The organism is Pseudomonas yamanorum (genome assembly GCF_013386765.1).
GTDB lineage: Bacteria > Pseudomonadota > Gammaproteobacteria > Pseudomonadales > Pseudomonadaceae > Aquipseudomonas > Aquipseudomonas yamanorum_A.
The window spans coordinates 44,060-55,814 of record NZ_JACARE010000001.1 but is presented as its reverse complement, the minus strand read 5'-3'; the positions used below and the strand labels follow the sequence as shown (position 1 = coordinate 55,814).

The 11,755-nt window shown below is 61.2% G+C and carries 9 protein-coding genes; 6 read left to right on the top strand and 3 right to left on the bottom strand.

Features of this window, described 5'->3' with window-relative positions:
* Positions 1 to 100: 100 nt before the first annotated feature.
* A complete protein-coding gene (locus HX875_RS00200; protein ID WP_177040711.1) occupies positions 101 to 2,125 on the top strand; it encodes a c-type cytochrome in 2,025 nt (674 codons plus the stop codon).
* Between the two features lie 149 nt (positions 2,126 to 2,274).
* On the opposite strand, the gene HX875_RS00195 is transcribed toward HX875_RS00200, so the two are convergent.
* Positions 2,275 to 4,293, bottom strand: coding sequence for a TonB-dependent receptor (locus HX875_RS00195; protein ID WP_177040709.1), 2,019 nt, complete (start codon positions 4,291 to 4,293; stop codon positions 2,275 to 2,277).
* A gap of 310 nt (positions 4,294 to 4,603) precedes the next feature.
* Here HX875_RS00195 and HX875_RS00190 point away from each other — a divergent pair, with 310 nt between their 5' ends.
* Both HX875_RS00190 and HX875_RS00185 read left to right on the top strand, forming a co-directional pair.
* On the top strand, positions 4,604 to 4,840 hold the full coding sequence (locus HX875_RS00190) for a VF530 family DNA-binding protein (RefSeq protein WP_003216406.1): 237 nt from the start codon (positions 4,604 to 4,606) through the stop codon (positions 4,838 to 4,840).
* 1 nt (position 4,841) lies between these two features.
* Complete coding sequence (locus HX875_RS00185) at positions 4,842 to 5,471, top strand: Pr6Pr family membrane protein (protein ID WP_177040707.1); 630 nt, start codon at positions 4,842 to 4,844, stop codon at positions 5,469 to 5,471.
* Between the two features lie 96 nt (positions 5,472 to 5,567).
* On the opposite strand, the gene HX875_RS00180 is transcribed toward HX875_RS00185, so the two are convergent.
* Complete coding sequence (locus HX875_RS00180) at positions 5,568 to 6,338, bottom strand: siderophore-interacting protein (RefSeq protein ID WP_177040706.1); 771 nt, start codon at positions 6,336 to 6,338, stop codon at positions 5,568 to 5,570.
* Positions 6,335 to 6,907, bottom strand: a complete 573-nt coding sequence (locus tag HX875_RS00175) for a PadR family transcriptional regulator (protein WP_177040704.1) — start codon at positions 6,905 to 6,907, stop codon at positions 6,335 to 6,337. Before HX875_RS00175 ends, HX875_RS00180 begins: the two co-directional genes overlap by 4 nt.
* Before the next feature lie 447 nt (positions 6,908 to 7,354).
* Between HX875_RS00175 and HX875_RS00170 the strand changes: the two genes are divergently transcribed.
* The 3 genes from HX875_RS00170 to HX875_RS00160 all read left to right on the top strand — a co-directional run bounded on the left by HX875_RS00170 (position 7,355) and on the right by HX875_RS00160 (position 11,753).
* Complete coding sequence (locus tag HX875_RS00170) at positions 7,355 to 7,852, top strand: CS1 type fimbrial major subunit (RefSeq protein WP_177040702.1); 498 nt, start codon at positions 7,355 to 7,357, stop codon at positions 7,850 to 7,852.
* A 109-nt stretch (positions 7,853 to 7,961) separates the two neighbouring features.
* A complete protein-coding gene (locus HX875_RS00165) occupies positions 7,962 to 10,481 on the top strand; it encodes a TcfC E-set like domain-containing protein (RefSeq protein WP_177040700.1) in 2,520 nt (839 codons plus the stop codon).
* A 9-nt stretch (positions 10,482 to 10,490) separates the two neighbouring features.
* Positions 10,491 to 11,753, top strand: coding sequence for a hypothetical protein (locus HX875_RS00160; RefSeq protein WP_256348006.1), 1,263 nt, complete (start codon positions 10,491 to 10,493; stop codon positions 11,751 to 11,753).
* Positions 11,754 to 11,755: the final 2 nt, after the last annotated feature.

Sequence of the window (11,755 nt, the reverse complement as noted above, 5' to 3'; positions counted from 1 at the left end):
TGACCATGCCCCGGTTATCCGCCTGATGACCCAATAAAAACGATTGCAGACCGGCGCCGAGGGGACCACCCCAGGCCCTGGTTATTAAAGGAATAGTGCGATGATTGTTCCCCTGTCACGTCTGGGCCTTGTGGGGGTGATGCTGTGTCTGTCTCTACCCCTGCACGCCAACCAAGCCGACCCCACGCTGATCGAACAGGGCAAATACGTTGCCCAACTGGGCGACTGCATCGCCTGCCACACCGCCAAGCAAGGCGCGCCCATGGCGGGCGGGCTGGAGCTGAGCACGCCGATGGGCACGATTTATTCGAGCAACATCACCCCGGATCGCGACACCGGCATCGGCCAGTACACCTTCGAACAGTTCGACCGGGTAATGCGTGAAGGCGTGACGCCGGCGGGGCAGAACCTGTACCCGGCGATGCCGTATCCGTCTTACGCGAAGATGAGCGAAGACAACATGCGTGCCTTGTTCGCCTACCTGATGCAGGGCGTGGAGCCGGTGAGCAAACCCAACCTGGACGCCGAGATGGGCTTCCCGTTCAACCAGCGCTGGGGCCTGGCGTTGTGGAATTTTGCGTTCCTCGACACGCAAGCGTTCGTGCCTGACCCCGCAAAGGATGAAGTGCTCAACCGTGGCGCCTATCTGGTCCAGGGCCTTGGCCACTGCGGCTCCTGCCACACCCCGCGTGGCATCGCGTTCCAGGAAAAAGCCTTGAGCGATGCCGGCCGCAGCGGTCGGCATTACCTGGCCGGGGAGACCGTCGAACACTGGCGTGCCCTGAGCCTGCGCAACCTGTGGACGGTGGACGACACCGTGCAATTGCTCAAGACCGGGCAGAACCGCTTTGCCACGGTCTCAGGCAACATGGCCGATGTGATTCACCACAGTACTCAACACTTCACCGATGCCGACTTGACGGCCATCGCGACCTATTTGAAATCCCTGCCACCGGGCAAGGACGACCTGCCGATGCCCGCCGTGGCCCACGAACCCGCCGCGCCGCCGCAGGACCTGTTCACCAGCCGTGGCGGCCTGGGTTATATGCAGTTCTGCAGCGACTGCCACCGCAGCGACGGGGGCGGGGTGAAAGGCTTGTTCCCACGGCTGGCGGGGAACCCAGGCGTCGCTTCGAACAACCCGACCTCACTGCTGCACATCACCCTTACCGGCTGGGAAACCGCAGAGACGGCGACCCATCCACGGGTCTACACCATGCCGGGGTTTGCCCGGCTGGCGGATCAGGAGATCGCTGAAATCCTCAGCTTTGTGCGCAGCAGTTGGGGCAACGAAGGCACGCCCATCACGGCTGCCCAAGTGAAAAAAATGCGCGGCCAGCTCAACCCGGTCACCACTGATTCTTCAGCGTTTGAAACCCCGCGCCTGGCTGAATTGTTGGCGGCGCCGAATGCTGATCAGGTGGTACGCGGCATGCGCTTGCACCTGCAAACCAAGGAGCTGCTGCCCACTAACGTTGGCAACTCGCTGAACTGCACCAGTTGCCATCTCAACGCAGGTACCGTGGCGGATGGTTCGCCGTTTGTGGGCGTCTCGGCGTTTTTTCCCAGCTATGCGCCGCGTGCGGGCAAGGTGGTGAGCCTGGAAGAGCGGATCAACGGCTGCTTCCGGCGCTCGATGAACGGCAAGCCATTGCCCCCGGAATCGGCAGATATGCAGGCGATGGTGGCTTATTTCGACTGGATGAAAAACAACACTAAACCGGAAGACAAAGTGGCGGGGCGCGGAGTAGGCAAGGTCGACCCGGCGATCAAGCCGGACATGGAGAATGGCAAGCAGGTGTACGCCAGGCAATGCGCGGTGTGCCATGGCGACAATGGCCAGGGTTTGACGCGGGCGGATGGCGAGTTGGTGTACCCGCCGTTGTGGGGCGAGCAGTCGTTCAATATCGGGGCGGGGATGGCGCGGTTGTATACGGCGGCGGCGTTCGTCAAACGCAATATGCCGATCGGCTTCCACGAAAAATTCCCGTTGGGGCAGGGCGGTTTGTCGGATCAGGAGGCGGTGGATGTGGCGGCGTACTTCTCCCAACAACCTCGCCCGGATTTCCCGGACAAGGTGAAGGATTGGCCGAAGGGGGGCAAGCCGGTGGATGCGCGGTACTAGCTAAGCGTTAGCACCGCGACTGTAGCAAAGGTGCTTATTGTGGCGAGGGAGCTTGCTCCCGCTGGGCTGCGCAGCGGCCCCAAAATAGTGGGAGCGCTACGCACTCCAGCGGGAGCAAGCTCCCTCGCCACAGAGGTTTCAATCAGCTTTTAAAAGGTGGTACGCAGACCCACCTGCACACTCCGCCCCGGTGCCGGGGCAATGTCCCGCAGGATCGAACTGGCATACCGCACGGTCTGGTTCGTCAGGTTCTCACCGTTCACAAACGCCAGCCACTGGCTGCCGCCGACATTGAAGCGGTAGCCGGCGCTGGCACCCAAGGTGGTGTAGCCGTCGGTGCCGCTTTCGTTATCCGGCACCCGGCCCTGGCCCGCCGCATGCTCCACATCAATCCGCGCCTGCCAGCGATCCAGCTCCCACAACAAGCCGCTGTTCAAACGCAACGGCGCAATCCGTGGCAACGCTTCACCCGTGTCCAGGTTGGTAGCGCGGGTGTAATCACCCGACAGCTCCAGCGCGAACTTGCCGTAGGCGCCTTCTCCCAGCTTGATGTGGTCCTGGGCTTCAAACCCTGCGAAACGCGCGCGCACGCCGGAGTATTTGTACTCAGGGATGCCGCCGGCGTCTTCCTCGCCTTCGTCATTCAAGGTACGGCCGCTGCCCAGCAGGCCGATGTAGTTGGAGAAGTGGCTGTAGAACACCCCGAAGCTGCCCTTGTGGGTGCCATTGTCAAAGCGCAGTGCCAGGTCGCTGGACACGGCTTTTTCCTTCGACAGGTTGGCGTCCCCCAGTTCGTAGGTGCCGGTGGCAACGTGGGCGCCGTTGGCATACAGCTCGTAGAACGTCGGGGCGCGTTCGGTGTAGCCGAGTGTGGCGGCCAGGGACCAGATCGGCGTCAGCGTATACACCGCGCCGGACGACAGGCTGCCGGCGGTGAAGTCGGCGGACTTGTTGGCATTGGCGAAGCGCTCGTTGCCTTTGCCGTCCGGGTCGACGTTGGTGTGTTCCAGGCGCCCGCCGAGGCTCAGCTTGAGGCGCTCGGTGGCCTGCATTTCTTCGAGGATAAACAGCGCGCCGGCATTGGTGTCGGTCTGCGGCACGAAGGCTTCTTCACCCAGGGCCGAGAATTCATTGCGGCTGACCTGCGCGCCCACCACGCCGTTGAACGGCCCGATTGGCAGGTGCCGTGCTTCAACCCGGGCTTCGTAGCCCTTGTTCTTGAAGGTGGTGCCGGTCTCGCCGCCTTCGATTTCCATGTGCTTGTAGTCGGTGTACCCGGCGTCGAGTTTGACCGAGGTGAACGGGCCTTGCAGGTTACGGATCTCGGACGCAAAGGCGTAGTGATCCTGCTTCATGCGGATGCGCACGTCCTGCTCGGCCGGGGAGCCGTAGTTGCTGTCGTAGTTGCTGTAGGACAGCCCGGCGTAACCGTCGTCCCAGGTGTAGGAACCGCCGACCGCGCCGCCGTCCTGACGCCCGTTGCTGTTGCCCAGGCGGCCGTTCTTGCCTTCACCGTCTTCGCTTTCCGGCGCGTGGCGGCTGCGGGCAAAGCCGGGGATTTTCAGGTCGTTGAATTCCCGCGCGCTGGCGTCCAGGTGCAGGGCGAAGGTGCCGTTGCCGGCTTCCAGTTTGCCGGCGCTGCTGCGGGTGGTGTCGGCGCCGCCGTAGCGCAATTCACCGGCACCGTGGATGCCTTCGATGGCTTCGGTGGGGATGCGGTTGTCGAAGGTGTTGACCACGCCGCCGATGGCGCTGCCGCCATACAGCAGGGCGGCCGGGCCGCGCACGATTTCGATGCGGTCGACGTTGACCGGGTCCAGCGGCACGGCGTGGTCATAGGACAGCGACGAAGCGTCCAGCGCGCCGACGCCGTTGCGCAGGAGGCGAATGCGGTCGCCATCCTGGCCACGAATGATCGGCCGGCTGGCACCCGGGCCGAAGTACGACGAAGACACGCCGGGCTGCTTGTTCAGGGTTTCACCCAGGCTGCCTTTTTGTTGCAGGGTCAGGTCATCGCCTTCCAACACAGTGGTGGGCGAGGCGAGGGTTTCGCTGCCCAACGGGTTGCCGGTGATGACTTGGGGTTGCAGCTCCAGGGCGTTGGCCTGGGAGGTGATCAACAGGGCGGCGGCCAGCGGGGTGAGGCGCCAGAGAGAAGAGAGGGACATCGGTCGTTCCTTGGCAAACGGCAAAAAAGAGAAGGCTGAAGACGGTAAGGGATTCGATACCCTTTGATAGTTATCGTTACAATATAACATCACTTTTTTCCCTGCCAAGGGGAACTTTCCCGAAAACCCTGTAGGAGCCGGCTTGCCGGCGATGGCGTTCCCGTGAGCGCTGCAGGGCTCCAGACCGCCATCGCCGGCAAGCCGGCTCCTACAGGTTTATGCGTCTACAGTTAAAGCGGTGCTTCCACCGGCCCGGCCCGTCCGCTAAGGTGCGCGGCTTCGTTTTCTTCTTTTTTGCAAAAGGCCCGGCATGACCGCGACAAACAAAGACCCACTGCACGGCGTCACCCTGGAACAGGTCCTCACCGCACTGGTGGCGCATTACCAATGGGAAGGCCTGGCCGAGCGCATCAACATCCGCTGTTTTTCCAGTGACCCAAGCATCAAGTCGAGCCTGTCGTTCCTGCGCAAGACGCCGTGGGCACGGGAGAAGGTCGAAGGCTTGTACGTGAAGTTGATGCGCACCAAACGGCCGGTCGAGGACTGAGGTGAAACGTCACCTTATCGGCCTGGCAGCCCTCGGCGGTTGGGCTGGCCTGGCGCTGCAGCAGTACATCATTTTCTATTTCCGCTGGATCGATGGCGCCAGCCTGTTGCCAGGCCTGGTGAATTTTTTCAGCTTCTTCACCGTGCTCACCAACACCCTGGTGGCGGTGGTGTTGACCCATGCCTGGGTGCAACGCCAAACCGCGGCGAGCCGGTTTTTTCTCGGGCCCGTGGTGAGCAGTGGGATTGCCGTGAGTATCGTCGTGGTCAGCCTCGCCTACAGCCTGTTGCTGCGGCATATGTGGGCGCCTGCGGGCGTGCAGTTTGTGGCGGACGAGTTGCTGCACGACGTGATGCCGCTGGTGTTCGTGGTGTATTGGTGGTGCTGCGTGCCCAAGGGCAGCCTGCGGCTCAGGCACATCGGGCTGTGGGTGATTTACCCGCTGGTGTACTTCGCCTATGCGTTGTTGCGCGGGTATGTGTGGGGGCTGTATCAGTACCCGTTCATTGATGTGGACACGCTGGGTTATCCACAGGTGTTTATCAATGCCGGGGGGATTCTGGCGGGGTTCGTGCTGGTGGCGTTGGCCGTGGTGGGGCTGGATAAATTTCTAGCCAGACCACGCGGTTAATGTGGCGAGGGAGCTTGCTCCCGTTGGGGCGCGTAGCGGCCCTAAGCTTTTGGGGCTGCTGCGCAGCCCAACGGGAGCAAGCTCCCTCGCCACAGGTTATTCGTCGCTGCCGTCGGCGCGCCAGTAACCCACGGCCTTGAGCGCGTCTTCATTGATCTGGTGCGTGTCCAGCAGCACCCGCCGTACCTGGCGTGACAGCTTGGCTTCGGTGGCGACGAAGCTGTACAGCGAACCGCTCGGCAGGGCCAGGTTACGCACTGTTTCCACCAAGTCATCCTGGCCGCGTATTACCCAGATCACTTCCACATCGGCAGCACTGTTCAGTGTCTGCTGTTCCGCCGCATTCGCGATTTCAACCACGGCCAACACCATGCGCCCGGCCGGCAATTCGTCCAGACGACGGCCGATGGCGGGCAGTGCGGTTTCATCGCCGATCAGCAGGTAGCTGTCGAAGATATCCGGCACGATCAACGAGCCCCGTGGCCCGCCGATGTACAGGCGCTGGCCGACTTGAACCTGATCGGCCCAGGTGGACGCAGGGCCGTCGCCGTGCAGCACGAAGTCGATGTCCAGCTCGTTGTTCGCCAGGTCGATGCGACGCGGGGTGTAGTCGCGCATGGCGAGGTCCTCGGCATCCTTGATACTGAACGTCGGGCTCTCCAGCGCCGCCACTTCGGCGGCGTTCTGCGGGAACAGCAGCTTGATGTGATCGTCGCTGCCCAGGCTCACAAACCCCGTCAACTCGGGGCCGCCCACAGTGATGCGGCGCATGCGCGGGGTGATGTCCTTAACCCTCAGCACCTCCAGGCGGCGGCGTTTGATCTCGTGCATGACGCGGTGGATTTCGAGTTTGTTGGGTTCAGTCATTGGGCTTGCTCCGGTACGGGTTGAACAGCCGGGCCGTCGACGATGGCCTGGGCCGTGGTGTTGAGCAGGGCGGCCACCCGGACGATTTCTTCCGGGCTCCAGCGTCCGTGGTGCAACTGCAGCGCATGGCGCAGGTTGTGCACCGCCTCGTGAATTTCGGCGGGGCGATCGTGGCCGCGCAGGGAGCGCTTGCTCACGTCGATACGCATGCGTACGCCTTCCAGGGCAATGGCTTGCTCACTTAAGGAAAGACGTCCGGCGTCGGTGATTGTGTAGCGTTTTTTTCCGCCCTCGGCGTCGCCGGTGACCAGTTCGCTTTCTTCAAGGAACGTCAGGGTCGGGTAGATCACGCCGGGGCTGGGGCTGTAGGCGCCGTCGAACAGGCCTTCGATCTGGCGGATCAGGTCGTAGCCGTGGCACGGCTGTTCGGCGATCAACGCCAGCAACAGCAGTTTCAGGTCGCCGGGGGCGAAGACCCGTGGGCCGCGGCCGCCGCGTTCGCGGCCCGGGCGTTTTTCGAAGCCGTCGCGGCCGTCACCGTGGGGGCGGTGGGAATGAGGGTCTCTCATGGTCAATGCTCTCTCGTTTGGTTAGACATAACTTAAGATATATCTTTTGTGGCGGGCAAGCTCACCTGACGAGCGGTCGAAGGCAGGATGGCAAAAAATGGAACTAAGGCCGTCAAAGAATCACCAACTGATCTATACAGGGAGCAAGTAAGTAGAACCAAAGTGCTCATGTATTTATGTATTGTGCAAACTAGAGAGGCTTGTAGTATTTTGCTTACAGGTGATTCCATGACTAACAAAACTGTCATGTAGTCTAGTTCTTACGGTCAATGACGGGCTTTGTTCGTATTCCGGTTTTTTTCAACTGGCCAATTGTATTATTTGGCTACGTGTTTATCGGAGTTGCCCGACTTAATCTTTCCAAGTTCTTGTAGATACTGTTGTGGCGTTCAACCAGCCCCTCGGCTGTTCACGCACTCTCAAACTGAAATCTACAGGTACTTAGACATGTTCAAAACTTCGGTAATCGCCGCTTCCCTGGCCGTCTCGCTGCTGGGTGTCGGCAGTGTCTTTGCTGCGGGCGAAGCCACCAGCACCATCAACATCTCTGCAAACATCCCCACCAAGCAGTTCCATGCCCAGCCTCGCGATCCGAGCTTCGGTGTCGCGGAAACCATGGACTACAACACCATCACGGGCAATTTGAACACCTTGCGCGCTGTCTACGATGTGAAAAACACCGATGGCCACATCGCGGCGTACATCGAAGGCGGCCCGGCATCGCTGTCCAATGGCAGCAGTGCAATCGCGCTGACCACCACCTTCAACGGCGTTACGCTGGACGGTACGTCGAAGCAAGTGGTCGATGATGCATCGTCGACTCCTGGCACCCAGGCCGACATGGTGATCACGCCTGCCAAACCCGCAGACACCCAAAACGGCCTGTTCACCACCAGCATGGTCGTGGTGTTCGACAGTGTTCCGCGGGTACCACCGGCGCCATAACGGGTAACTAAGAAAGCGCGTTGCTTCTTAGCCTTTTCCGATCGACAGGGCACTTGCCGGTCGATCGGTCTTTATTGATCTGGTCGTTAGAAAGTTGAGTATTTCTTTCATGTTCCCGATGACTCCCATCGCGGCAGCGCTTGCCTTATTGATGTGCGCAAGTGCATGGGCCGCTCCCGGCGGTACAACACCCAGAAGTTTGTTGGCTCAAGCCAAAGGCTTGCCGGCAGACTTTGAAGAACACTTCTTTGACGTGCCCCTGGCAGTACGGGTGGAACTGGACCAACATTTTATTGGTGAGGCGATGGTTGTCCTGTCTCGAGACGATCGCCTGACCTTGCTGAATTTTACCGACCATCAGGAAAGTTCATTAAAACCCCACCAGCACGATACCTGGGACGCTTACCTCAAGCAGGGTGTGGCACTGGGTGCCTGTGAGCGCAACTGCCCGGAGGGCTTGCTGGCGGTGCACTACAACCTGGAAAACTCGCTGGTTTCTTTGCTCACTGAAAGCGCCGAGCGTGAAATTGAAGCTCGCCGCTACTACGACTTGCCCGCCGATGGCAGCCATGGCCTGATCGTACGTAACCAGTTGAACCTCAACGGTGGCCAGGGCGAGGCGTTGGGCGGGCGTTATGGCCTGGAGGCCAGCAGCAGCCTGGGCAACTGGAGCCAGGCGCTGAACATGCAGTTCTCGCGCCTCGGCGGCCCCGACGAAAACAAGCTGTACCACTCTGTTTACGAGCTCTACACCCAGCGTGAGCTGGAGGGTAATTTTTTCCGCCTGGGCTATTTCACCCCCAGTTCCGAAGGCCTTACCCGCCAGATCCGTACGTTCGGTTCTGCTCCCGACACCACCATCGGCGTGATGTATGGCAGCTCCGACAGCCTGGCGGTCAACAACCCAAAGCCCAGCGTCTACCCGATCTACGTCACCGCTAACCGCCAGGGCGCGGTGGAGATTTTGCGCAATGGGCTGCTGATCAATACCCAACAGGTGGCGGCCGGTTTGCAGAGCCTCGACACTCGCTCCTTGCCCGGCGGCATTTACGAGGTGGAAGTGCGCCTGCTGGAGGATGGCATCGTCACCAGCACCACCTCGGAGCTGGTGTACAAGCCCAACAACTGGCGCAACCACGATGAGCGCTGGCGCTACAACCTGTTTGCCGGGCGTGAAAGCGGTTTGCTCAGTAACTGGGAACGCCAGTCCGGCGACCAGCTGACCGCCGGTGCGTCGATCAATTACCTGGCCCATCCCCGGGTGATTCTCGGCTTGTCGGGGCGCCAGGTGCAGGACACGCTGCAACTGGGCACCTCCATCGACTGGAGCCTGGCCGAAACCGCCAGCCTGTACGCCAACATCTACCAGACCGAAACCTACGGCACCGGTGTCGACCTCAACGGACTCTACGCTTACCGTTCCGGCAGCATCGTGTTCAACCACACCCGCAGTTGGCTGGACACCCGCGACAGCTATGACACCCTGCCCGACGGCACCCGCATTCGTCATGCCCGAACCTTTACCGGGCAGACCAGCAACTCCTCGCTGTCCCTCAACCATCGCCTTGACGCCAAGAATTCCCTGAGTACCCGGGTGTCCCACAGCACGGGTAACACCGAGGGCGTCGGCGTGGACCTGGGGTGGAACCAGCGCACCTTTTTGTTTGGCAGCGATGCCAACTGGCGCCTGTCGCTGTTTGACCGCCCCGGCAGTTTCAGCAGTGGCAGCCAGCGCAATCGCGGTATCGACTTCAGCATGAGCCTGGCCCTCGGGGGGCCGGGGGAGCACTGGTCGGGCAGTATCGGCACCCGCACCGCCCGCGAGGGGGGGCGCGACAACAACGGTTCGCTGACCTACCGTCGCGACCTGCAAGGCCACTTCCTGCAAAGCGTATCCGCCACGGCCCTGGCCGATGTGTATGGCGCAGGGCTGTCGGGCATGGCCAGCTTCCAGACTGACGGCCTGTACGGCGATGGGTTTTTCCAGCGCTCCTCGTTCAACGGCAACCTCACCGGTGGCCTCAATCTGGACAACACGTTCGCCGTGGGCGGGCAAAAGATGGTCCTTACCAGCCAGCACCACGGGCGCGGCGCGGGGATGATCATTGATGTCGAGTCCGACGTCGACGACATCGTCCTCCACGCCGACGACCTCACCGGTGGCGACACCGTGCTCAAGCCGGGCCGCAACTTCATCCCGCTCACGGCCTACAAGAACAGCTCGGTGAGCTTCGACTTCCACGGTAACCACGGGCCGGCGGCGACCATCCAGCCGCCCCGCATTGCCTACCACATGAACAAGGGCGGCGTGGATTACCGTAAGGTCAGCGTGATGCGCACCCTGACGGTGCTCGGTCGGCTGATCGACCCCCAGGGCCAGCCGCTCAAGGGCCACCACATCATCAACCACGCCAGCCGCGGGGTGAGCGAGGTGGACGGGTTTTTCTCCATGGAAATGAACGCCGGCTCGCCGACCCTGGAAGTGCGCCATGGCAACCAGTTGCTGTGCCAGTTCCGCCTGGACACGGCCAACGCCCGCAGTGAAAACAATGTGTTGATGATCGGGGACTTGCGTTGCACGCCGGACACGTTGGCCGAGACCTCCCCGAACACAGCGAGGGCGGGTTAAGTGATTGCCATGAACAAACCATGTGGTGAGGTGAACCTGGTATTTCTCTGTCTTATGGGCAGTGTACTGGGCGGCCTTGCACTGCCGGTCGCGGCGGCGGTAATGGAGATCCGCGCTGAGTTCAAGCCAGACCCTGCCAAGCCTCATCTGAATATTTTTGAAAACAAAACGCCCTCAACGGGTTATTGCTCCGTCAACATTCTTGCGTGCGAGTTGGCGGGAATGTTCAGTTTGGCGCCGTCGCTGGTATTCACGTCTTCTGCTGCCATTGCTGCTTTTCACCCGTCACCCCGGCAGGGAGCAATGTTGAATGTTCCGGCCCAGTGGCGTGATTTGACCGTCGTGCGCAGCGAAACCGGTGCGACTGAAACCGTTCGCGTGCGTATTTCCGGGTTTGGTTCAACGGTTCGTTTGCCGGACGACGTTGTCAATCTTGTTGGCGGTGGCGTGTCGGACTTTCAGGCTCACGACATGTTGTGGACCGGGTCAAACTGGACGACAAGTGCGGCGCCCCCCTGCCGGCTGCTCTCAAATGGTTCGAGGGGGAATTTCAGCTTCACCTATTTCTGGCTGACGCCGGTGGAGGCGGTGTGTGCCCGGCAGGCGCGGTTCAATCTTGCCTCGTTGAGTTATGAGAGGGTGAGCTTTGCCTATGAGCTGGTCACGCCCAACCCATTAGGGATGTCCACCGGAGAGTACACAGGCAGCCTGACGTACACCGTCGGCCCGGGAAAAGACTTCGACCTGGGCGACGTCATGCTACCCAACGACAACGAGCTGACCCTGAATTTCACCCTGGATGTGCAGCACCTGCTCAAGATCGAATTGCCGCCGGGCGGTAACAAGGTCGAGTTGGTGCCCCAAGGCGGCTGGCAAGCATGGCTGAGCCAGGGGCGCCGGCCCACGCGGCTGTTCCGCGACCAGACCTTCAATATCTGGTCTTCCGGGCGCTTCAAGATGGAACTGCAATGCCAGTTCCCCATGGGCAATACCTGCGGCCTGCAGGCGGCGACGGGGGAAACGGTGCCGTTGAACATTGCCGTGAGCCTGCCGTTCGGGATTGGCGATGAAAGTGGCCAGGCGGTTAACCGCAAGCCGTTGCTGCTCGAAGGCAGCGGCACCCGAGTGTTCGGCCCGACCCGCTACGTGGAGCGTCGACCTGGCGCCCTGCATTTTGAAATCCCGGCCAGCGCGATGGAACCGATGTTGTTGCCGGGGGCGCCTGATCGTTACTCGGGTACCGCCACTGTAATTTGGGATTCGGAAGTCTAGAA